The sequence below is a fragment of the Brevundimonas sp. TSRC1-1 genome, from assembly GCF_049898245.1.
In the GTDB taxonomy this organism is placed as follows: Bacteria; Pseudomonadota; Alphaproteobacteria; order Caulobacterales; family Caulobacteraceae; genus Brevundimonas; species Brevundimonas mediterranea_A.
Genome location: NZ_JAFCXI010000002.1, coordinates 69,810 through 92,620, shown reverse-complemented (window position 1 = coordinate 92,620; position 22,811 = coordinate 69,810). Strand labels below are relative to the sequence as shown.

General features: G+C 68.9%; 21 protein-coding genes. 8 read left to right on the top strand and 13 right to left on the bottom strand.

Features of this window, described 5'->3' with window-relative positions; translation table 11 throughout:
- Positions 1-28 precede the first annotated feature (28 nt).
- The gene (locus tag ACP7CK_RS06420; RefSeq protein WP_426025483.1) at positions 29-841 is read left to right on the top strand and encodes a DUF1295 domain-containing protein; all 813 of its coding nucleotides are present in this window, start codon (positions 29-31) and stop codon (positions 839-841) included.
- Between the two features lie 128 nt (positions 842-969).
- Here ACP7CK_RS06420 and ACP7CK_RS06415 read toward each other — a convergent pair whose 3' ends face one another.
- From ACP7CK_RS06415 to ACP7CK_RS06355, 13 genes are all read right to left on the bottom strand, one after another.
- Complete coding sequence (locus ACP7CK_RS06415; RefSeq protein WP_426025482.1) at positions 970-1,275, bottom strand: hypothetical protein; 306 nt, start codon at positions 1,273-1,275, stop codon at positions 970-972.
- An 81-nt stretch (positions 1,276-1,356) separates the two neighbouring features.
- Entirely contained in the window at positions 1,357-2,328 is a 972-nt protein-coding gene (gene glk, locus ACP7CK_RS06410) for a glucokinase (protein ID WP_426025481.1), read from the bottom strand.
- A gap of 30 nt (positions 2,329-2,358) precedes the next feature.
- Complete coding sequence (edd, locus tag ACP7CK_RS06405) at positions 2,359-4,248, bottom strand: phosphogluconate dehydratase (RefSeq protein ID WP_426025480.1); 1,890 nt, start codon at positions 4,246-4,248, stop codon at positions 2,359-2,361.
- 1 nt (position 4,249) lies between these two features.
- Positions 4,250-4,966 carry a 6-phosphogluconolactonase gene (gene pgl, locus ACP7CK_RS06400; RefSeq protein WP_426025479.1) on the bottom strand — a complete coding sequence of 239 codons (717 nt, stop codon included), beginning with the start codon at positions 4,964-4,966 and terminating at the stop codon, positions 4,250-4,252.
- Positions 4,959-6,416, bottom strand: a complete 1,458-nt coding sequence (zwf, locus tag ACP7CK_RS06395) for a glucose-6-phosphate dehydrogenase (RefSeq protein ID WP_035310040.1) — start codon at positions 6,414-6,416, stop codon at positions 4,959-4,961. The genes pgl and zwf overlap by 8 nt, the downstream gene beginning before the upstream one ends.
- Before the next feature lie 69 nt (positions 6,417-6,485).
- Complete coding sequence (gene hisIE / locus ACP7CK_RS06390; protein WP_008261513.1) at positions 6,486-7,109, bottom strand: bifunctional phosphoribosyl-AMP cyclohydrolase/phosphoribosyl-ATP diphosphatase HisIE; 624 nt, start codon at positions 7,107-7,109, stop codon at positions 6,486-6,488.
- 184 nt (positions 7,110-7,293) lie between these two features.
- Positions 7,294-8,061, bottom strand: a complete 768-nt coding sequence (hisF, locus tag ACP7CK_RS06385) for an imidazole glycerol phosphate synthase subunit HisF (RefSeq protein WP_426025478.1) — start codon at positions 8,059-8,061, stop codon at positions 7,294-7,296.
- Positions 8,062-8,092: 31 nt separating this feature from the next.
- A complete protein-coding gene (hisA, locus tag ACP7CK_RS06380) occupies positions 8,093-8,824 on the bottom strand; it encodes a 1-(5-phosphoribosyl)-5-[(5-phosphoribosylamino)methylideneamino]imidazole-4-carboxamide isomerase (protein WP_008261983.1) in 732 nt (243 codons plus the stop codon).
- A complete protein-coding gene (gene hisH / locus ACP7CK_RS06375; RefSeq protein ID WP_426025477.1) occupies positions 8,818-9,432 on the bottom strand; it encodes an imidazole glycerol phosphate synthase subunit HisH in 615 nt (204 codons plus the stop codon). Before hisH ends, hisA begins: the two co-directional genes overlap by 7 nt.
- A gap of 148 nt (positions 9,433-9,580) precedes the next feature.
- Entirely contained in the window at positions 9,581-11,005 is a 1,425-nt protein-coding gene (hisB, locus tag ACP7CK_RS06370) for an imidazoleglycerol-phosphate dehydratase HisB (RefSeq protein WP_426025476.1), read from the bottom strand.
- 184 nt (positions 11,006-11,189) lie between these two features.
- A complete protein-coding gene (gene hisD / locus ACP7CK_RS06365) occupies positions 11,190-12,497 on the bottom strand; it encodes a histidinol dehydrogenase (RefSeq protein WP_426025475.1) in 1,308 nt (435 codons plus the stop codon).
- On the bottom strand, positions 12,497-13,378 hold the full coding sequence (gene hisG, locus ACP7CK_RS06360) for an ATP phosphoribosyltransferase (RefSeq protein WP_426025474.1): 882 nt from the start codon (positions 13,376-13,378) through the stop codon (positions 12,497-12,499). The genes hisD and hisG overlap by 1 nt, the downstream gene beginning before the upstream one ends.
- Before the next feature lie 10 nt (positions 13,379-13,388).
- Positions 13,389-13,679, bottom strand: coding sequence for a YerC/YecD family TrpR-related protein (locus ACP7CK_RS06355; RefSeq protein ID WP_008264321.1), 291 nt, complete (start codon positions 13,677-13,679; stop codon positions 13,389-13,391).
- 152 nt (positions 13,680-13,831) lie between these two features.
- Between ACP7CK_RS06355 and ACP7CK_RS06350 the strand changes: the two genes are divergently transcribed.
- The 7 genes from ACP7CK_RS06350 (at position 13,832) to ACP7CK_RS06320 (ending at position 22,741) form a co-directional block, all read left to right on the top strand.
- Positions 13,832-15,037: an NAD(P)/FAD-dependent oxidoreductase gene (locus ACP7CK_RS06350; RefSeq protein WP_426025473.1), complete on the top strand. Its 1,206-nt coding sequence runs from the start codon at positions 13,832-13,834 to the stop codon at positions 15,035-15,037.
- Positions 15,038-15,304: 267 nt separating this feature from the next.
- On the top strand, positions 15,305-16,726 hold the full coding sequence (locus ACP7CK_RS06345; protein WP_426025472.1) for a circularly permuted type 2 ATP-grasp protein: 1,422 nt from the start codon (positions 15,305-15,307) through the stop codon (positions 16,724-16,726).
- A gap of 136 nt (positions 16,727-16,862) precedes the next feature.
- A complete protein-coding gene (locus tag ACP7CK_RS06340) occupies positions 16,863-17,801 on the top strand; it encodes an alpha-E domain-containing protein (RefSeq protein WP_008258825.1) in 939 nt (312 codons plus the stop codon).
- 2 nt (positions 17,802-17,803) lie between these two features.
- On the top strand, positions 17,804-18,643 hold the full coding sequence (locus ACP7CK_RS06335) for a transglutaminase family protein (RefSeq protein WP_292150143.1): 840 nt from the start codon (positions 17,804-17,806) through the stop codon (positions 18,641-18,643).
- Positions 18,644-18,707: 64 nt separating this feature from the next.
- On the top strand, positions 18,708-19,493 hold the full coding sequence (locus tag ACP7CK_RS06330; RefSeq protein WP_154725632.1) for a peptidase: 786 nt from the start codon (positions 18,708-18,710) through the stop codon (positions 19,491-19,493).
- 181 nt (positions 19,494-19,674) lie between these two features.
- Positions 19,675-21,975, top strand: a complete 2,301-nt coding sequence (locus tag ACP7CK_RS06325; protein ID WP_426025471.1) for a TonB-dependent receptor — start codon at positions 19,675-19,677, stop codon at positions 21,973-21,975.
- Between the two features lie 79 nt (positions 21,976-22,054).
- Positions 22,055-22,741: a Fe2+-dependent dioxygenase gene (locus ACP7CK_RS06320; protein WP_035307772.1), complete on the top strand. Its 687-nt coding sequence runs from the start codon at positions 22,055-22,057 to the stop codon at positions 22,739-22,741.
- The last annotated feature ends 70 nt before the right edge of the window (positions 22,742-22,811 follow it).

Genomic DNA, 22,811 nt, shown 5'->3' with positions numbered 1-22,811 from the left:
ACATCCGCCCCGCCGCCGTATCAGACCCATGACCCTGACCGACATCCTCCTCCTGCTGGGATTGAACCTGGCCCTGATCGTGGCCGTGATGCTCGGCCTGTTGCTGGTCGCGCTGAAGCTGAAGGACGTCAGCTTCATCGATGCGGTCTGGCCGCTGGGGATGTTGCTACTGGCGGTGGCGACCCTGCCGCGCGCAGACGGCGATCCGGCGCGCAAGGGGCTGCTGGTGGGGCTGTGCGCGGTCTGGGCGCTGCGGCTGGGCCTGCACCTGTTCCGGCGCTGGCGGGCGAGCGGGGCGGATGGGCGGTATGTGCAGATCGTGGAGGATCAGGAACGCAACAAGGGCTGGTCGTTCGCCAAGACGGCCTTGTTGTTCGTGTTTCTGCCCCAGGCCGTGCTGGCCTGGCTGACGTCGTTGCCGGTGCAGATGGGTCAGGTGGAGGCTCAGCCGGGTTTGGGCGTTATAGCCGGAGTCGGGGCGGTGCTGGCGGTGGTCGGGATCGTGTTCGAGAGCGTCGGCGACGCCCAGCTGGCCGCGTTCAAGCGCGATCCGGCCAACAAGGGCAAGGTGCTGGACAGCGGCCTGTGGCGCTACACGCGGCATCCGAACTATTTCGGCGACGCCTGCGTCTGGTGGGGGCTGTGGCTGATCGCGGCGGAGACGGGCGTCGGCCTGTGGTCGATCGCGGGGCCGATCTTCCTGACCTTCACCCTGACGCGCTGGTCGGGGATCGGGATTACGGAGAAGGCGATCAACAAGTCGCGGCCGGGATATGCGGGCTATGTGAAGCGGACGAGTGCGTTTGTGCCGTGGCCGCCCTCCCGTCATCCTCGGGCCTGACCCGAGGATCGGATGATCCGCCGCTGGTGCGAACACGCGAAGCACAGACCGCCCCGCGCCCGGTCCTCGGGTCAAGCCCGAGGATGACGGACGGCGGGGCGGGAAGATGGATCGCCTAGGCGCCGACCCTAGTTGGTGGTCGGGGTGTTGTTGGTGGTCATGCCGCGGTCGGCGTCGCCGCCCTGTTGTTCGATCTGGTCGGCGCGACGGTCGGCGTTTTCCTCGACCTGATCGGCTTGGCGGTTCAGGGCGTCTTCCTGGGCGTCGGTCGGGGCGGCGTCGGCCTGGGCTTCCAGCTGGTCGGCGCGGGCTTCGCCTTGGGCCTCGACGGCGTCGGCGCGGCTTTCGGCGGCGCGGTCGGCGGCGCTTTCACCGCAGGCGGCGACGCCCGAGAGGACGAACAGCGAGGCGGCGGCGATGGCGAACTTCTTCATGGCGTTTCCTTCCGTTTTGGGAGCGGGGGAAACGTCACGGCGGCGGATGGGTTCACGCCGCCGTGATATTTTCGTGAGGCCTCAGCCCTCGGCCTCGGCGAAGGCGACGCGGGCGGCGCCCAGCAGGGCCGCATGTTTGTGCATGATCACCTTGGTCGGGATGTCCTGCATATATTCCTTGAACCGGCCCTTGCGCTCGAACCGCTGGCGGAAGGGGCTGGCCTTGATGAAGGGCAGGATGCGCGGGACGATGCCGCCGGCGATATAGACGCCGCCGCGCGCGCCGGTGGTCAGGGCGATGTCGCCGGCGACCGCGCCCAGGATGGCGCAGAAACGGGCCAGGGTCTCGCCGCACGGGCTGTTGGGGTCCTTCATCGCCGTCTCGGTGATCTGGGCCGGATCCTCGATATGGGTCTCGCGGCCGTCGATCTCGGCCAGGGCGCGGTGCATGTTCAGCAGGCCGGGGCCGCAGATCAGGCGTTCGATGGAGACGCGGTCATAGCGGCGGCGCAGGATGCGCAGGATCTCGTCCTCGACCGGATCGCCGGGGGGGAAACAGGCGTGGCCGCCTTCCGACGGCATGGCCATCTCCTTGCCATGGGCGTCGCGCACCAGGGCGGAGACGCCGAAGCCGGTGCCGGGGCCGAGCACCGCGACGGTGCAGTGGGGGTCGCCGTCGACGGGACCGCCCAGGCTTTCCAGCTGGTCCTCGGGCACCACGGGGGCGCCCCAGGCCAGGGCTTCAAAGTCGTTGATCAGCTTGACCGGCTTCAGGCCCAGGGTCTGAAGCTCGCTCTCGGACACCTGCCAGGGCGAGTTGGTCAGGTCGATGGCGCCGTCGGTGACGGGGCCGGCCACGGCGATGACGCCGCCGGTCGGCTTGATCTCGCAGCCGTCGATGAAGGCGGCGACGCCTTTCAGGAAGGTGGGATAGCGCTCGGCCGGGAAGCTCTCGTGGTGGTCCAGCACGGGCTTGCCGTCCACCATCCGGGCCAGGGCGAAACGGGCGTTGGTGCCGCCGACGTCGCCGACGAGGAGGGTCTTGTCATTCATGGGGTCGTTTCCTGCGGTCGGTTCGGTGGATCAGGCGTCCACGGTCCGGTCGACGAAGTTGGGATCGGGCGGCGTGTCCGTATGCGATTGGGCGCCGCTGGGGAAGGCGAAGCAGACGGTGGCGCCTTCTTCTGCCGTGGTGACGACGTGGCGGAAGGCCGCGAACAACTCGCGGCCATAGCCCCAGGCCGTGCCCGCCGCGTTGGCGGCGGCGCGGGCGGCGGCGGGACGGGCCGACAGATCGCCGACGCCCACCGTGGTCAGAACCCCGGCCTCGGCGTCCAGACGGATGACATCCCCGTCCTTCACATGGGCCAGGGGGCCGCCGGCCAGGGCCTCGGGCGAGACATGGATGGCGGCGGGGGTCTTGCCGCTGGCGCCCGACATGCGGCCGTCGGTGACGAAGGCGACCTTGAACCCCTTGTCCTGGATGACGGACAGAGCCGGCGACAGGCTGTGCAGTTCGGGCATGCCGTTGGCCTTGGGCCCCTGGAAGCGCAGGACCACGACGACGTCGCGGAACAGCTTGCCGTCCTTGAAGGCCTGGAGCGCGTCTTCCTGGGTTTCGAAGACGGCGGCGGGGGCCTCGACGATGCGGTTCTCGGGCTTGACCGCCGAGACCTTGATGACCGCGCGGCCCAGGTCGCCCTTGACCAGGCGCAGACCACCCTCCTTGTCGAAGGGGTTGGAGGCGGGGCGCAGGATGTCGAGATCCAGGCTTTCCTTGACCCCGTCGCGCCAGACCAACTGGCCGTCGACCATCGACGGCTCCTGGAAATAGGGCTCGATCCCCTTGCCCATGATGGTGGTCACGTCCGAATGGATATGGCCGGCCTGGGCCAGTTCGCGGGCGACGAAGGCGACGCCGCCGGCGGCCTGGAAGGCGTTCACATCGGCCGAGCCGTTGGGATAGACCCGCGCCAGCAGGGGGGTGACGGACGACAGCTCGTCCATGTCGGTCCAGTCGATCAGCACGCCCGCCGCCCGGGCCATGGCGACCAGGTGGATGGCGTGGTTGGTCGAGCCGCCGGTGGCCAGAAGGGCGACGATGGCGTTGACGATGGACTTCTCGTCGATGACGTCGGCCATGCGGCTCTCGCCGCTGCGGGCCAGTTCGACGGCGCGCTGGGCGGCGGCGGCGGTCAGGGCGTCGCGCAGGCCGGTGTCCGGATGGACAAAGGCGGTCGAGGGCATGTGCAGCCCCGCCAGCTCCATCATCATCTGGTTGGAGTTGGCCGTGCCGTAGAAGGTGCAGGTGCCGGGCGAGTGATAGGAGCCGATCTCGCTTTCCAGCAGGGTCTGGCGATCGACCTTGTTCTGGGCGTACTCGGCGCGGACGCGGGCCTTCTCGGCGTTCGGAATGCCCGAGGGCATCGGGCCGGCGGGGGCGAAGACGACGGGCAGGTGGCCGAAGGCCAGGGCCCCCATGAACAGGCCGGGCACGATCTTGTCGCAGACGCCCAGCATCAGGGCGGCGTCGAAGGCGTCATGCGTCAGGGCCACGCCGGTGGACATGGCGATGACGTCGCGGCTGAACAGCGACAGCTCCATGCCCGGGCGGCCCTGGGTGACGCCATCGCACATGGCGGGGGTGCCGCCGGCGACCTGGGCCGTGGCGCCGACCTGACGCACCGCTTCGCGGACTACGCCGGGGAAGCGTTCGAACGGCTGGTGGGCCGACAGCATGTCGTTGTAGGCGGTGACGATGCCCAGGTTGGGCTTGGACCCGTCCATGGCCGTCAGCTTGTCTGCGATGGTCTGGCCGGCGAAGGCGTGGGCCCAGTTGGCGCAGGACAGTTTGGCGCGGCCGGTCCCGCTGTCGCGGGCGGCGTCCATGCGACGGATGTAGTCGGCGCGGGTCGCGCGGCTTTTCTCGACGATCCGGGCGGTGACCGCGGCCACCGTGGGGTGCAGGGTCATGTCAGCTGGCTTCCGTGTACAGAACTTCAAGGGGAACGCCGGCGGCGATCAGGGCGGCGATGGGCTGGATCCTGGGATCGCCCTGGGCCTCCTGCTCGAAGACGCGGCGCTTGGCCTCGCCCTTCAGGCCCAGGATCACCCGGCCGGCGGACATCAGATAGGGCAGGTTGATCGACAGGCGCTCGATCGTCGGCGCCGCGCCGTCGCGGCCGTGGGGCACGCCCAGGACGGTCGGTTTCAGCGTCGGGGTCAGCAGGGTCTTCAGGGTGGGGCTGTTGGGGAACATGGAGCAGATATGGCCATCCTCCCCCATGCCGAGAAGGACCGCGTCGAAACGCCCGCCCGCATCGGCCAGGGCGTGGGCGGCGACGATGGCGGCGCGGTCCACCGTGACCTCGGGCGTATAGAGGGGGATGAAGCGGCCGGCTGCGGCCTTGTCTTGCAGCAGGACGTCGCGGATCAGCCGGGCGTTGGACTCAGGCGAGGTCTCGGGGACGTAGCGTTCGTCCACCAGGGTGACGGCGATCCTGGCCCAGTCCAGATCGGTCGCGGCGAGGCGGCGATAGACGGGGGCGGGGGTCGTGCCGCCGGGGCCGGCGAAGACAGCGGCGCCGTTGTCGCGGACGGCGGCGGCCAGGGTCTCGGACAGGCGGGCGGCGATGGCCTCGGCCCAGGCGTCGACGGTGGGGAAGGTTTCGATCACGGGCGTCTCAGACATCGGTGGTGTTCCAGTCGCGGCCGGTGCGCATCATCAGCATGTCGGCGCTGTCGGGGCCCCAGGTTCCGGCGACATATTCGTCGGGCTTCTGGCCGGACTCGGCCCAGGCCTCGGCGACCTCGTCGACCCATTTCCAGGCCTGTTCCGCCTCGTCGCGGCGGACGAACAGGGTGGAGTCGCCGGCCATGGCGTCGAGCAGCAGACGTTCATAGGCGATGCGGCGGCGCGGCGGGGCGGCCGACTTGCCGTCAACGCCCCACGACAGGCTCATGGTGATGGGCTGGAGCTGCATCCGCTTGTCCAGACCGGGGCGTTTGTTCATCACCGTCAGCGAGATGTCTTCCTCGGGCTGCAGCTCGATGATCATGCGGTTGGCCGGCGCCTCGCCTTCTTCATTGTCGAAGATCGAGTGGGGAACGGGCTTGAACTGGATGACGATCTCGGTGCGCTTCTCGGGCAGACGCTTGCCGGTCCGCATGAAGAAGGGCACGCCGGCCCAGCGCCAGTTGTCGATGTCGGCGCGGATGGCGACGAAGGTCTCGGTGTCGGAATCCGCGCCGCGCTCCTCGTCATAGCCCTTGACCGGCTTGCCCTCGGACACGCCCGCCACATACTGGCCACGCACGCTGACGCGTTCGGCTTCTTCGGGGGTGATGGGCCGCAAGGACCGCAGCACCTTGACCTTTTCGTTGCGCAGCGATTCCGGATCCAGGTCCGACGGCGGCTCCATGGCCACCAGGCACAGCAGCTGGAGCATGTGGTTCTGGAGCATGTCGCGCAATGCTCCGTACTCGTCGTAATAGGGCCAGCGGTCGCCGACGCCCACCGTCTCGCCGATGGTGATCTGGACGTGGTCGATCGTCAGATTGTTCCACAGCGGCTCGAAGATGGTGTTGCCGAAGCGCAGCGCCGTCAGGTTCTGGACCGTCTCCTTGCCCAGATAGTGGTCGATGCGGAACACCTGGTCCTCGCTGAAGGCGTGGGACACGGCGTCGTCGATCTCGCGGAAGGACTTGAGGTCGCGGCCGACAGGCTTCTCCAGCACGATGCGGCAGTTGCGTTCGGCCAGGCCCGCCGTCTTCATCGCGGTGACGATGCGGCCGTACAGCGAGGGCGAGACGGCCAGGAAGGAGGTGACCTCGCCGTCGCCGACGCGGTCCTTCAGGCCCTTCAGACTGGCGGGATCGGTGGCGTCCACGGCCAGATAGTCGAGCCGGGCCTTCATCTTGGCCCAGGAGTGGTCGTCCCAGGCCCTGTCCGCCTCGGCCTTGGCCTTCACGGCGTCATGGACCTTGGCCACATATTCGTCGGGGGTCTCCTCGGAGCGGGCCGCGCCGATGATCTTCAGATCCTCGGGCAGGAGGCCGTCATGCTCCAGGAAATAGAGCGAAGGCAGCAGCATGCGCATCGCCAGATCGCCGCCGCCGCCGAACAGAATGAGAGCCGCCATCGCAATTTCCTCGATCATCCCCGGGGCGGGAATGCACGTCCTTAGGGTTCGGCCTCGTCTTGGTGGGCCTTAGCCGGGGGCTTTGCCCGCTTCCGCACGCGAGGCCAACACGTCCAGCACGTCCTGAAACACCATGTTACGGGCGTGGAGAAGCACCAAGAGGTGATAGATCAAATCCGCAGCCTCGCTGGCGAGTTCCTCGTCCGGGCCGGCGACGCCGGCCAAGGCGGTCTCCACGCCCTCCTCGCCGACCTTCTGGGCGATGCGTTTGACGCCCTGGGTCATCAGTTTGGCGGTCCAGCTTTCGGACGGATCTGCGGCGGCGCGTTCGGCGATGGTCTGTTCCAGCCGGGCGATGCGGCCCAGGCCCGGCGCGTCGGCCGCGCCGAAACAGCTGGTGCGGTGCAGGTGGCAGGCGTCGCCGACCGGGTTGACCGACAGGACCAGGGCGTCGCTGTCGCAGTCGGCCGTGATGCCGACGACGTGCAGCCGGTCGCCCGAGGTCTCGCCCTTGCGCCAGCGTCCGCCGCGCGAACGCGAGAAGAAGGTGGCCTCGCCGGACTGGATCGTCTCGTCCAGGGCGGCGCGGTCCATATAGGCCAGGGTCAGGACCTGAAGCGTGGCGGCGTCCTGCACCACGACGGGGACCAGGCCGTTCCCTTTTTCGAAATCGATGGCAGCGGGGTCGATCATGGGATCCTCTCCTCAAAAATCCTCCCCCTCTGGGGGAGGGGGACCGCCCGAAGGGTGGTGGAGGGGGTAAGGGCGTGCGGGGTGTGGAACATCGGGCGGCGGCGCGCGGGCGGGCCCCCTCCACCACCGCGCAAGAGGCGCGGCGGTCCCCCTCCCCCAAGGGGGGAGGATTGCGGGTCAGGAATCATATCCGCATCTCCAAGCCTTCGCCCGCCAGATAGGCCTTGAGGTCCGGGATGGCTATCGCGCCGGTGTGGAAGACGCTGGCGGCCAGGGCGCCGGAGACGTCGGCCTGATTGAACACATCCTTGAAATGCTCGGGCGCGCCGGCGCCGCCCGAGGCGATCAGGGGGATGGTCAGGCGCGCGCGGGCGGCGGACAGCTGTTCGATGTCGTAGCCGCGTCGAACCCCGTCCTGGTCGATGCAGTTCAGCACGATCTCGCCGGCGCCCAGGCTCTGCGCCTCGTCCAGCCAGTCCAGGGTGCGCTTGCCGGCGCGGCGGCGCGCGTCGGGATCGCCGGTGTATTTGTGGACCACCCATTCGCCGTCTTCCAGACGACTGTCGATGCCGACGACGACGCACTGGCTGCCCAGCCGCGCGGCCATTTCGGCGATCAGTTCGGGGCGTTCCAGGGCGGGGGAGTTGATCGAGACCTTGTCCGCGCCGTGGTCCAGGCAGCGGGCCGCCTGATCGACGCTGCGGATGCCGCCGGCGACGCAGAAGGGGATGTCCAGCAGCCGGGCGATGTCCCGGATCCAGCCATAGTCCAGGGTCCGGCCCTCGGGGCTGGCGGTGATGTCGTAGAAGACCAGTTCGTCGGCGCCCGCGTCGCGGTATCGGGCGGCCAGCTCCGCCGCGTCGCCCATGTCGGCGTGGCCGACGAACTTCACGCCCTTGACCACCCGGCCGTCCTTGACATCCAGGCAGGGGATGATGCGCCGGGCGGTCATTGGACCGCCCTCCTGGCTGAAGACTGGGCCGTCATGCCGCCGTCGCTATGGCGTCGGGCAGGGTGAAGCGGTTCTCGTAAAGGGCGCGGCCAACGATGGCGCCGTTGCAGCCCAGCGACTTGACCGCCGCGATGTCGTCCAGCGACGAGACCCCGCCCGAGGCCTGCAGCACCAGGTCCGGCCGCCGCCGCCGGATTTCCGCCAGAAGCTCCAGATTAGGGCCGGTCATGGCGCCGTCACGGCCCACGTCGGTGACCAGCAGGTGTTTGAAGAGTCCCTTGGGATAGCGGTCGAGGGCGGTCCACAGATCGACGCCCGATGACTGGGTCCAGCCCTTCAGGGCGGGCACGGGCACGCCGTCCTCGATCTTGACGTCGAAGGCCAGGGTGATGTGCTCGGCGCCGAACCCCTTCAGCCAGGCGGCGACATCATTCGGCTGGGTCACCGCCAGCGAACCGACGACGACGCGCGAGACGCCCGTGTCCAGCAGTTTGGCGACGTCGTTGGCGCTGCGCACCCCGCCGCCGGACTGGATCTTGACGTCGATGGCCTTTGTCAGTTCGCCGATCAGGGCGTGCTGCACGGCTTCGCCGGCCTCGGCGCCGTCCAGATCGACGACGTGGATCCATTCCGCCCCCTCTGCGGCGAAGGCGCTCAGACGGGTGGCCGGCTGTTCGTCATAGCGGGTCACCTGGTCGAACTTGCCGTGCATCAGGCGCACGCAGACGCCGTCCTTCAAGTCGATGGCGGGATAGATCAGCATGATGGATCCTCGGGCAGGCCCAGGAAGTTCCTGAGGATGGTCGCGCCGGCCTCGGCCGAGCGTTCGGGGTGGAACTGGCAGCCCCAGCGGTTGGCGGCGCGGACCACGGCGGGGACAGGGCCGCCATAGTCGGCGCGGGCCAGGGTGGCGGGGCCGTCGGGACAGACATAGCCGTGGACGAAATAGGCGTAGGCGCCGTCGGCGACCCCCTCCAGCAGCGGGTCGTCGCGGTCGCGCGTCAGCCGGCTCCAGCCCATATGCGGCACGGGCAGGGCGCCCGCCGGCTCCAGTCGGGACACGGCGCCGGGGATGAAGCCCAGCAGATCGACGGCCTCGCCCTCCTGGCTGGTTTCGAACAGCAGTTGCTGGCCCAGGCAGACGCCCAGCAGGGGGCGGGGGAAGGCGCGGATCGGCTCGACCAGACCCAGTTCGGACAGGCGCGCCATGGCGTAACCGGCCGCGCCGACGCCGGGCAGGATGACCCGTTCGGCCTCGGCGATGACGGCCGGGTCGTCGGTCAGGCGCACGGTGGCGCCCAGACGCTCGAGCGCGAACTGGACCGAGGCGATATTGCCGGCGCCATAGGCGATGACGGCGACTTCGGTCATGCGATCCTCCCCCCTTGGGGGAGGGGGACCGCCCGAAGGGTGGTGGAGGGGGCGAGGGCGCACGAGGTGCGGAGCGTCGGGCGTCGGCGCGCGGGCCGGCCCCCTCCACCGCTTCGCGGTCCCCCTCCCCCGACGGGGGAGGATTTCATCACAACACCCCCTTGGTGGAGGGCACCGCATCGCCCTCGACCCGGATGGCTTGGCGCAGGGCGCGGCCGAAGGCCTTGTAGACGGCTTCGGTCTTGTGGTGGTCGTCCTGGCCCGTGACCTTGATGTGGACGGCGGCGCCCATCGCTTCCGCCAATGAGCGGAAGACGTGGGCGGTCAGGTCGGTGCGGTAGTCGCCGATGAACGGGGTGTCGAAGGTCCCTTCGAACAGCGGATAGGGACGACCGGACAGGTCGATGGAGACGGTGGCGTTGGCCTCGTCCATCGGCAGGACGAAGCCGTAGCGGGCGATGCCCTTGCGCTCGCCCAGCGCCTGTTTCAGCGCCTGGCCCAGGGCGATGGCGCTGTCCTCGATCGTGTGGTGCGGGTCGGTGTGCAGGTCGCCCTCGCACTGGAGCCGCAGGGAGAAGCCGCCGTGGGCCGCGATCTGCTCCAGCATATGGTCGAAGAAGCCGACGCCGGTCTCGATCTTGATGGGGCCGGTGGCGTCCAGGTCGACGGCGCAGACGATACGGGTCTCCTTCGTATCGCGCACGGCCTGGCCGACGCGGGCCGGGCGGCGTTTGGCGGGCGTCAGGCCGAAGGCGGCCAGCAGCCGGTCGTTGACCTCGGGCTTGATCGAGACGGGCAGGCGCAGGCGCTCGCCGGACAGATCGGCCGCGACGCCATAGGTCGTCAGGGCGGCCAGGGCGGCGGCGGGGTCTTCCGGCCGGGCCATGACGATGGGGCCGACGCCGGGCTCGACCGGCATCTGGCGGCCCAGTTCGCGGGCGATCCGCTCGCGCTCGCGGCGGACCGAGGCGATGCGCTCGGCGGTCTCGATCATCCGCGACGGGTCCAGCGCCTGTTGCGCCAGCCGCACCAGGGGTTCGGGCAGGGCGTAGGGCTCCAGCACCGAGGCGAGGCGGGCCAGGGTCGGGGCCTGGGCGATGGCGGCGCCGACGCGGGCGCCGGCCAGGCCATAGGCCAGGGACAGGCTGCGCAGCACGACCAGGTTGGGCTGGTCGGCGACGACGGTGGCGGCCGAGACGCTGTCGGAGAACTCGATCAGGCCCTCGTCCACCACCAGCAGGGCGGGGGCGACGCGGGCGGCCATTTCGGCGACGGCCTCGGGCGAACCGAGGGCGCGGATGACGACGACTGCGGGTTCGCCCTTGGCCGGATAGATGGCGGCCAGACTGTCATAGGGTTCGGCCTTGGGCGCCTCGACCGAGCCGCCGTCGCGGGCGGCGAGGCGATAGGCCAGCTCCAGCCCGTGGGTCAGGCCGCGCACCGGCAGGACCTGGTCGGCGGGCACGGCGTAGATCGCGGCCATGCGGGCGGCGAGGGCGGCAGGCTCGCCGGGATAGCGGTCCAGGCCTTCGCCGCCGGAGACCAGCGGGGAATAGGGGGCGGGCAGGGTCATCGGGCGGCTCCGCTTAGACCTTCCGCCGCTTGCGGGGGAAGCGTCAGGTCGTGGCGCGCAGCGACACGCCCGACGATGGGGGGAGTTTTGCGACTTGGCGAAACTCCCCTCTCCGACCCTGGTTCGCTGCGCGAACGCCGGGCCACCTCTCCCGCAAGCGGGAGAGGGTTCTTGAGGACGACGCTCATCCTTCAGCCCTCAGGTCGGCGGCGCGGGCGTGGGCTTCGAGGCCCTCCATCCGGGCCAGGCGGGCGGCGATGGGGGCCAGGGCGCGGGCGCCGGCCTCGCTGACCAGCTGGACCGACATGGTGGTCATGAAGCTGGCGGTGGTGACGCCGCCCAGGGTGCGGGCGCCGCCGTCGGTCGGCAGGACGTGGCTGGGGCCGGCCGCGTAGTCGCCCAGGGTCTCGGCGGCGAACCGGCCGACGAAGACGGCGCCGGCGGCCTTGATGAAATCAACCAGGGGCTCGGGATCGTCGATCTGGATCGCCAGGTGTTCGGGGCCATACAGGTTGGCGACCTCTGCGGCGGCGTCGAGGTCGCGGACCAGGATGGCGCGGGCCTCGTTCAGCGAGGCGCGGGCGATGGCTTCGCGCGGCAGCGCAGCGACCTGAACCTCAACCTCCGACAGGATGGAGTCGATGGTGGCGCGGCTGGTGGAGACCAGGATGACCTGGGCGTCGGCGTCGTGTTCGGCCTGGCTCAGCAGGTCGGCGGCGGCGATCTCGGGCGCGGCGTCGCGGTCGACGATGACCATCAATTCGGACGGGCCGGCGGGCATGTCGACGGCGGGGCCGCCCGGAAGAGCAGACGCCTGTTTCTTGGCCTCGGCGACATAGGCGTTGCCGGGGCCGAACAGCTTGTCACAGGCGGGGATGATCCCGTCCTCCAGCGCGACGCCGAAGGTCAGGGCGGCGATAGCCTGGGCCCCGCCCATCAGCCAGATGGCGTCCAGTTCGGCCTCGGCGGCGGCCAGGATCATGGCGGGGTGGATGCCGCCATTTTTGTCCGGCGGGGTGACGGCGACGCGTTCGCCAACGCCCGCGACGCCAGCCGGGATGGCCAGCATCAGCAGGGACGAGAACAGGGGGGCGGTGCCGCCGGGGATATAGAGACCGGCCGAGGCGATCGGACGCCAGGCCAGTTTGGAGCGCACGCCGGGGGTGGTCTCGATGAAGGGGGTGTCCTCCGGCTTGGTCGCCTGGTGGAAGACGCGCACATTCTCGGCCGCCATGCGCAGGGCGCGGACGTCGCCGGGCGGCAGGGCGTTGCGCGCCTCGGCCACGGCCTCGGGCGTGATGGCGATGCGGCGGGGCGGGGCCTTGTCCAGTTTCAGGCACCAGTCGGTGACGGCCGCGCCGCCACGTGCGCGCACGTCGTCCAGGATAGTGCGGACCACGTCCGTAACGTCGCCGGCGGTGCGCTGGGCCGGGCGGGCCAGGGCCGCCCTTTTCCCGGCGGCGTCGAGGGAGGACCAGTCGATCAGCTTCATCACATCATCTTCTCGATAGGCAGGACCAGGATGGCCGAGGCGCCGGCGGCCTTCAGCTTCTCCAGCGTCTCCCAGAAGACGGCCTCCTGGCAGACGGCGTGGACGGCGACCGCGTCGTCGCGACCCGACAGGGGCATGACGGTCGGCGAACCGGCGCCGGGCAGGATGGCGGTGATCTCATCCAGCGCCGAACGCGGGGCGTTCAGCATGACGTATTTGGCGCCCTGCGAGGACACGACGCCGGACATCCGCTCGATGACGCTGTCCAGCAGGTGCTGCAGGCCGGGCTCGGGGGCGACGGGGGACTGGATCAGGACGGCCTGGCTTTCCAGCACCGTCTCCTTGGCGCCCAGGCCGTTGGCCTCCAGCGTCGCGCCGGTCGAGACCAGGTCGCAGATGGCGGCGGCCAGTTTCAGCCGGGGCGCGACCTCGACGGCGCCGCGCATGACGACGATCTCGGCCTTGACCCCACGCTCATCCAGGAAGCGGCGCAGGATCTTGGGATAGGAGGTGGCGATGCGCAGCCCGTCCAGCGAGGCCGGGCCGTCATAGGCCAGGGTCGGGGGCGTGGCGATCTTCAGGGTGCAGCGGCCGAAGCCCAGCGGCATGACGACCGAGGCGTCAGGTCCGCCGTTGCGGCCTTCCTCCAGCACATTCTCGCCGACGATGCCCAGGTCGCAGACGCCGTCGGCCACGAAGGTGGGGATGTCGTCGTCGCGGACGCGCAGCAGGTCGATCGGATAGTTCTCGACCCGATAGAGCAGGTCGTTGTGGCCCTTGACCCATTTCAGACCCGCGTCACGGATCAGGTCGAGGCTGCGGTCGGCCAGACGGCCGGATTTCTGGACGGCGATGCGAAGCCGGCCCTGGGCGGTGCTCATGTTCGGATACTCAGTTCGTGTTCTTCAGGCGGTCCAGGGCGAGGCGGTAGCCCTGGTGCGGCATGTCTTTGAGATAGCGGGCGACGCGGACGACGGTGGTGGGGCTGGCGTGGGCCTCGGCCGCGATCTCGCGATAGGATTTGCCGCCGGCGTCGAGCAGGCGCGCCACCTGCCAGCGCTCGGCGAAGGCGCGCAGTTCCGCCGGGGTGCAGAGGTCGGCCAGAAAGGCGTCCATCTCGGCGCGCGTCTGCATCGACAGCAGGGCGTCATGGAGGGCGTCGCGGGCGGGCGGGGTCGTCATGCGCGTTCCACTATGCTGTAACAGTGGAACGGTCAAGGGGTGGCGTGAGCCGTGACTGGTGACTCGTGATTGGGCGCGCGGGCTCCAGTCACGACTGACGATTCACCAATCACGACTTACGCCCGCCCGCGCGCCGCTCTATCTGTCCGCCCATGACCAAGATTCTGATCATCGGCGCCGGGCACGCCGGCGGCTCCGTCGCGGCCTTTCTGCGGCAATACGGCCATGAGGGGCCGATCGTGCTGGTGGGCGAGGAGGATGCGCCGCCCTATCAGCGGCCGCCCCTGTCCAAGGCCTGGCTGAAGGGCGAGGCGGATCTGGAGGCGCTGCTGCTGCGGCCGCTGAGCTTCTATGAAGAACAGGGGATCGAGTTCCGGCCGTCGACGGTCGCCGTGTCGGTGGATCCGGAGGCGAAGACGGTCGCCTTCCACGACGGGTCGAGCGAGCCCTATGACGTCCTGGTGCTGGCGACGGGATCGACGGCGCGCAAACTGCCTGTGCCGGGCGGGGATCATCCTGATCTGCTGGAGCTGCGGACGCTGAAGGACGCGGAACGGCTGAAGGCCGTGCTGGGGCCGGGCAAGCGGTTGGCGGTGGTCGGCGGCGGCTATGTCGGCTTGGAGGCGGCGGCCTCGGCCCGGGCCCTGGGCGCCGAGGCGGTGGTGATCGAACGGGCGCCGCGCGTGCTGGCGCGGGTGGCGTCGGAGACCCTGTCGGCCTTCTTCACCGCCCAGCATCGGGCGCATGGGGTCGAGATTGTGACCGGGGCCGAGGTGGTCGCCGTGGCCCATGACGGCGTGACCCTGGCGGACGGATCGGTGGTGCAGGCGGATGCGGTTCTGGTCGGGGTCGGCGCCCTGGCGTGCGAAAGCCTGGCGCGGTCGGCGGGCCTGCGCTGCGACGACGGGGTGGTGGTGGACGATCAGGCGCGGACCAGCGACCCGGCCATCTTCGCCGTCGGCGACATGACGCGGCGGCCGATTCCCGTGCACGGCGGCGTCTCGCACCGGCTGGAGAGCGTGCCCAATGCGCTGGAGCAGGCGAAGCAGGCGGCGGCGGCCATCGTCGGACGGCCGGGGCCGTCGCCGGAGGTCCCGTGGTTCTGGTCCGATCAGTACGACTTCAAGCTTCAGATCGCCGGCCTGCCGTTCGATGCGGACCGTCAGGTGGTGCGGGGCGATCCGTCGGCGGGGGGATTTGCGGTGTTTCACCTGAACGGCGACCGGGTGGTCTGCGTCGAGGCGGTCAATGCCCCGCCGGAGTTCATGGCCGGCAAACAGCTGATCGGGAAGGCGACGCCGGTGGATGTGGCGAAGCTGGCGGATCAGGCGGTGTCGATGAAGGCGGTGGGGGTCTGACACAGGCCTTATCCCTCCCCCTGCGGGGGAGGGCGGTCGAGGAGCGACCGGGTGGGGGCGGCCAAGCAAGGTCGCACTGGTTCTGCTTCGCGAGATATGTCCTGTGTCGCCCTGCCGCCCCCACCCGGCTTCGCCTTCGGCTCAGCCCCCTCCCCCGCAGGGGGAGGGAGAGGCGCCCCGCCGCTTCGTCGTCGCCGCAGTGCAACAAAACTGTTGCGCTTTTCGTTGGGTAGCGATCAAGCTGCGAACTCAACGCGGCGGGGGCGAATGACGAGAGCTTTCGACGAAATGAACGGCGGCGGATCGGGGACGATCCGCGACAGCTACAAGACCCTGGCGGCCTGGCTGGAAAACGCCCCGCCGGATCTGCTGCAGGCGCGCTCGCGCCAGGCCGAGCTGTTCTTCCGCCGGATGGGCGTGACCTTCGCCGTCTATGGCGACGAGGAATCCAACGAGCGGCTGATCCCGTTCGATGTCGTCCCGCGCATCATCGGCGCCGACGAATGGGGCGGGCTGGAGAAGGGGCTGAAGCAGCGGGTCACCGCCATCAACGCCTTCCTGAAGGACATCTACGGGCCGCAGGACTGTATCCGCGCCGGGATCGTGCCCGCCGACCTGATCCTGACCAATCCACACTATCGGCCCGAGATGCAGGGCCGCCGGCCGCCGGGCGACGTCTGGTGCCATATCGCCGGGGTCGATCTGGTTCGCACGGGCGAGGACGGCTTCTATGTGCTGGAGGACAATGTCCGTACGCCGTCCGGGGTCTCTTATATGCTGGAGAACCGCGAGATGATGATGCGGCTGTTCCCCGACCTGTTCGCCGAACATGCGGTGCGGCCGGTCGAGATCTATACCGACATGCTGCTGCGCTCGTTGCAGGCCTCGGCGCCGTCGGGGGCGGGCGAGGATCCGACCATTGTGGTGCTGACGCCCGGGCCGTTCAACTCGGCCTATTACGAGCACAGCTTCCTGGCCGACAAACTGGGGGTCGAACTGGTCGAGGGTGGGGATCTCTTCGTCAATGACGACACCGTCTATATGCGCACGACCGAGGGGCCCAAGCGGGTCGACGTCATCTATCGCCGCATCGACGACGACTTCATCGACCCCCTGACCTTCATGCCGGATTCGGCGGTCGGGGTGCCGGGGCTGATGTCGGCCTATTTCGCCGGGCGGGTGACCCTGGCCAATGCGGTCGGGACGGGGGTGGCCGACGACAAGGCCGTCTATACCTATATGCCCGAGATCATCCGCTTCTTCACCGGCGAGGACGCCATCCTGAAGAATGTGCCGACCTGGCGCTGCCGCGAGGCGGACGCGCTGAAAGAGGTGCTGGGCAGGCTGGACGAACTGGTGGTCAAGGAGGTCGGCGGATCTGGCGGTTACGGCATGCTGGTGGGGCCGACCTCGACCAAGGCCGAGATCGAGGCCTTCCGGGCCAAGCTGATCGCCGATCCCGACGACTTCATCGCCCAGCCGACGCTGAGCCTGTCGACCGCCCCGACCCTGAACGGCGGCGCCCTGTCGCCGCGGCACGTCGATCTGCGGCCGTTCGTCCTGTCCAGTCCGGCGGGGGTGCGGGTCGCGCCCGGCGGGCTGACGCGGGTGGCGCTGAAGGAGGGGTCGCTGGTGGTCAACTCCAGCCAGGGCGGCGGAACCAAGGACACCTGGGTGCTGGATGTTTAAGCGGACGAAAATCCTCCCCCGTCGGGGGAGGGGGACCGCGAAGCGGTGGAGGGGGCTCGCCCCGGACACCCTGTTTGCGTTTGGCCCCCTCCACCACCCTTCGGGCGGTCCCCCTCCCCCAACGGGGGAGGAATAGATGCTCTCTCGCACCGCAGACAGCCTGTACTGGACCGGCCGCTATATGGAGCGGGCGGACTTTCTCGCGCGCATCCTGGAGGCGGCGATCCGCCTGGCCGCCCTGCCGGCCAAGGACCAGGCCACGGTCACGGCCTGGGCCGGCGCCATCGCCTCGTCGGGGGTCAAGAGCGGCTTCGACGCCTCGGGCCGGACCATCTCGGAGAAGTCGGTCCGGGAATATCTGGCCTTCGGCTACGACAACTCGACCTCGATCAAGGCCTGTATCACCAAGGCGCGGACCAATGCGCGCTCGGTGCGGACCGCCCTCACCATCGAGCTGTGGGAGGCGATCAACGGCGCCTGGAACGGGCTGAACGAACTGGGCGAGCCGACCAAGCGGGATGATTTCACCAACTTCCTCGACTTCGTGAAGTCCACGTCCTTGGCGGTCGAGGGCGCCTCGTCGCGGACCATGTTGCGCAATGACGCCTACTGGTTCCTGCGGCTGGGCATGGCGATCGAGCGGGCCGACAACACCGCCCGCCTGCTGGACGTGAAGTATCACCTGCTGCTGCCGCCCGGCGAACGGGTGGGCGGACAGCTGGACTATTTCCAGTGGACCACCCTGCTGCGCGAGGTCTCGGCCCTGACCGCCTATCGCTGGGTTTACCGCGAGAGCGTGCGGCCCTGGCTGGTGGCGGACCTGCTGGTGCTGAACCGGCAGATGCCGCGCTCGCTGGCCAGCTGCCAGGGAATGATCGTCAGCTATCTGGAGAAGCTGGCCACCGATTACGGCCGGCGTGGACCGGCGCAGCGGCTGGCGTCCAACCGTCTGACCCAGTTCAACGAGGCCAAGATCGAGGATATCTTCCAGTCGGGCCTGCACGAATACATCCAGGGTTTCCTGAACCAGAACAACGCCCTGGCCGCCGCCATCCAAGAACAGTATCTGGTCTGACCATGCGGATACGGATCGACCACTCCACCCGCTACGCCTACGCCCGGCCGGCGCGGTTCATCGTGCAGATGCTGCGGCTGACGCCCCGCTCCTGCGAGAGCCAGCAGGTGCGCGAATGGCGCATCGAGACCGACGTGGATGCGCGGCTGCGACGCAGTGAGGACGCCTTCGGCAATATCGTTCACAGCCTCTATACCGAGCGCCCGACCGACGCCCTGACCATCCGGGTGACGGGCGAGGTTTCGACCATGGACACCGGCGGGGTGATCCGGGGCCAGAACGAGCGGCTGCAGCCCGGCGTCTATCTGCGCGACACCCGCCTGACCGAGGCGGACGCGGCCCTGGTCGATTTCGCCCGGGAGATCGGCGAGGGCGCGCCGCTGGAGCGGATGCACCGGCTGATGGGGGCGATCCACGGCGGGGTGGCCTTCGAGGTCGGCGCCACGTCCGCGACCCATACGGCGGCCGAGGCCTTCGCCATCCGGCGCGGCGTCTGCCAGGACCACGCGCAGATCTTCATCGCCTGCGCCCGGACGCTGGGCGTGCCGGCCCGCTATGTCTCGGGCCATCTGAACCGCTCGGACGGACAGCATGACCAGGACGCCGCCCACGCCTGGGCCGAGGCCTGGATCGAGGGGCTGGGCTGGGTCGGGTTCGATGCGGCCAACGGAATCTGTCCGACCGACAACTATGTCCGCATCGCCACGGGCCTGGACGCCCTGGGCGCGACGCCGATCCGGGGCACCAGCTACGGCGGCGGGATCGGGACGCTGACGGTCGCCCTGCATGTGCGGCCTGTGCAACAGAGTCAGCAGCAACATCAATCCAGGGGATGGTCGTGATCGCCATGGCCGGGGAATCTGCTAGCGTCGAACGATTCGCGGAACCGGGAGCGGATAGAGCGAAGTGACCTATTGCGTGGGCATGCTGGTGGACGAGGGGTTGGCGATGATCGCCGACACCCGCACCAATGCGGGCGTGGACAACATCTCGTCCTATCGCAAGCTGCATATCTTCAAGACCACCGGCGAGCGGATCCTGGCGGTGGCGACGGCCGGGAATCTGTCGGTCACCCAGACGGCCCTGGCCATGGTGGCGGAGGGGGTGAAACTGCCCGACTCGACCGCGCTGGAGACGCTGGAGACCGCCCCGACCCTGTTCCGCGCCGCCCAGATCCTGGGCCATGCCCTGGCCATGGTGCGGGCCACCATCAACACGCCCGCCTCGCCGACCGCCGACGCCCTGAACGTCAACGCCTCCATGCTGCTGGGCGGCCAGATCGCCGGCGGAAAAATGGGTCTGTATCTGATCTACGGGCAGGGCAACTTCATCGAATGCGGGCCGGACACCCCCTATCTGCAGATCGGTGAGCTGAAGTACGGCAAGCCGATCCTGGATCGCGCGCTGCACAATTCCACTCCCCTGTCCGAGGCGGTCAAACTGGGGCTGATCTCGTTCGATTCGACGATTCGCTCGAACATCGCCGTGGGGCCGCCGCTGGACCTGATCGTCATTCCCCGCGACCACCTGACGGGGATGGAGCGCCGGATCGACGTGGACGATCCCTATTTCCGCGACCTGGGCCGGCGCTGGTCGGAAGCCCTGGCCTCGGCCCACAAGGCCATGCCCGATCCCACCTGGCTGGACCTGGACCTGTCGCCGCCGATGCGGAACATGAGCATCGTCATCTGAGCCAGGGGCGGCCCCGCCGCCGTCTCAGGCCGTCTCGCGGAGGGTGAGACGACCACCGCCAGAGCGCGCCCCCGTCAAGGCAACCGTGCGTCTGCGATTAAGTCGCAATTCCTCTTGTGCGAACTTGTTAAGCTGGCTATTGCGACCGCATCGCAAAATCAGGCCAAAAGGTCGCCTCAATATGTCCGAGTCCCGCGCCGCCGCGCTCCGATCGCTTCTGTTCGCCTCCAGCGCCGCCGGCATGCTGGTCGCCGCGCCGGCCCTGGCCGCCGATGTAACGTCCGAGGGCGGCGTGATCGTCACCGCCGATCAGCAACAGCAGCCGGCCAATCTCGGCACGATCGACGTCAACGGCCAACTGAAGAAGCGTCAGCCGGAAAGCCCCGAGTTCGTGGCGCCCCTGCTGGACACGCCCCGCTCGGTGACGATCATCCCGGAACAGGTCATCACCCAGACGGCGGCGACCTCGCTGGAAGACCTGCTGCGCAACTCCCCCGGCATCACCTTCGGCGCGGGCGAAGGCGGCCAGCCGCTGGCCGACCGGCCCTTCATCCGGGGCCAGTCGTCGGGCAACAACATCTTCGTCGACGGCGTGCGCGACGCGGGCGGCCAGCAGCGCGAGGTCTTCGACCTGGAGCAGGTCGAGGTCATCAAGGGCGCCGATTCCGTCTATTCGGGCCGGGGCTCGGGCGGCGGCAGCATCAATCTCAGCTCCAAGCAGCCGCGCCTGGCCGACGCCGTCAGCGCCAGCCTCGGCGCCGGCACGGACAGCTATTACCGCGCCACCGTGGACGGCAACTGGCGCCTGAACGACACCAGCGCCTTCCGTCTGAACCTGATGGCGACCGAGGGCGACGTCCCGGGCCGGGACGCGGTGGACTTCGAGAAGTACGGCCTGGCCATGGCCCTGGGCGTCGGCCTGGGAACCGACACTTCGGCCACGATCAACTACTACCACCTGACCGCCGACTCGATGCCGGACTACGGCATTCCGCTGGACCGAAAGCTGGACAACAACTGGGCGATCAAGACGACGGACAGCCGGATCCTGAACGTGCCCTACGACACCTTCTACGGCCTGAAGGCGCGCGACTACATGCGCAACGAGGTCGACAGCGTCACGGTCAAGCTGGAGCACAAGTTCAGCGACACCCTGACCCTGCGCAATCTGACCCGCTATTCCGAGACGCTGAACGACTATGTGCTGACCAATCCGGGCGACGGCGGCACGGCGGTTCTGGTCGGCGACACCTGGTGGATGAAGCGGGGTCTGAAGTCGCGCTGGAACCCGGCCGAGACCTTCGCCAATGTCACCGACCTGTACGGCAGTTTCACCACGGGCGGGCTGAAGCATGATTTCGACCTGGGCGTGGAATATTCGCGCGAGATCAACCGCAACGCCTCCTACAACATCACCACCGCCAGCGGCTCGGCCTGCCCGACCGGCCTGACCGGCTTCGACTGCACGCCGGTCTATGATCCCAATCCGAACGATCCGTGGACCGGCTCGATCGCGCGCGGAGCCGAAACCCACTCCAACACCACCAGCTGGGGCGTCTATGGCGCCGACTCCATCGCCTTTGGGCCGAAGTGGTTGCTGAACCTGGGCCTGCGCTACGACCGTTACGAGACCGAAGGCACGTCCATCGCCCGCGGCGCCGCCACGCCGACCTTCCACGAGGGCGAGTGGGATTTCGTCAACTATCAGGTCGGGCTGGTGTACAAGCCTACCTCCAACACCAGCGTCTATGCGTCCTACGCCACCTCCTCGACGCCGCCCACCGTGTCCGGCGGCGACCAGAACGGCGCGAGCGGCGGCGAGGGCAGCGGCAATCTGGCGGGCCAGCTCCTCGATCCGGAAGACACCGAGAACTATGAGGTCGGCGCCAAGGCCGAACTGTTCGGCCAGCGGCTGACCCTCAGCGGCGCCCTGTTCCAGACGACGCGCAAGAACGCGCAAGTGCTGGTCGACACCGACCAGTACGCTCAGGTCGGCGAGGTCAAGGTCGAAGGGCTGGAGCTCGGCTTCTCGGGCAGCGTCACGCCGGCCTGGACCGTGTTCGGCGGCTATACCTATATGGACTCCGAGCTGGTTCGGGGCGCCGTCACCATCGTGGACGGCGCGCCTGTTCCGAGCGCCTTCGAAGGCGATCCGCTGGCCAATACGCCCAAGAACAGCTTCAGCCTGTTCACCACCTATCGCGTCCTCCCCAAGCTGAGCCTGGGCGGCGGGGTCTATTATGTGGACGACCGGTTCGGCGGAAACCAGGGCGGGGCCGGCGGCGGTTCGGCCGCCGTCTATGCGCCCAGCTACACCCGCCTGGACCTGTTCGCCTCCTATGACGTGACCGATCGCGCCAGCCTGCAGCTGAACGTCAAGAACGCCACGGACGAGGAATACATCATGCGGACCAACGGGGTTCACCATGCCGACCCCGCTCCGGGCCGGCAGGCGATCCTGGCGCTGAACCTGCGCTTCTAAAGGCCACGATCCCCGGCCTATATCTGGCGGCCCCGTCCTTCCGGCGGGGCCGTCTTTTCTTTTCGAGCGAGACCCGACCGTGCTGCTCCAGATCCCCGAAGTCTTTTCCAAGGCCGAAGTGAAGGCCCTGCGCGAGCGGCTGGACGCAGGCCCCTGGGCCGACGGCAATATGACTTCGGGCCACCAGTCGGCGACGGCGAAGCGGAACCAGCAACTGCCGGAAGACTCGGACGTGGCGAAGGAGGTCTCGGCCCTGATCGTCCAGGCGCTGAACGCCAATCCGATGTTCGTGGCCGCCGCCCTGCCGCACACGATCTTTCCGCCTCTTTTCAACCGCTATGAGGGCGGGGGCGAGTTCGGGCTGCACGTGGACAACGCCATCCGCCAGCAGCGCGGCGGCGGTTCGATCCGGATCCGCAGCGACCTGTCGGCGACCCTCTTCCTGTCCGAACCCGAGGACTACGACGGCGGGGAGCTGATCATCGAGGAGATGTACGGGCCGCAGTCGGTCAAGCTGCCGGCCGGGGACCTTGTGCTGTATCCGTCCAAGAGCCTGCACAAGGTCATGCCGGTGACGCGCGGGGCGCGGGTCTCGTCCTTCATGTGGATGCAGAGCCTGATCCGCGACGACGGCGATCGGGAGATGCTGTTCCGCCTGGACGTGGCGACCCAGCGGGTGGCGACGGAGAAGGGGCCGAAGGATCAGGCGGTGATCGAACTGACCGGCGTCTATCACAACCTGCTGCGGCGCTGGTCCGAGGTTTGACGCCGGCCCGGTCCCTGTGACCTCGGGGCCGCAATCGGAGTTATAAGGTCGCAGCGGTGAACCAAGGCGG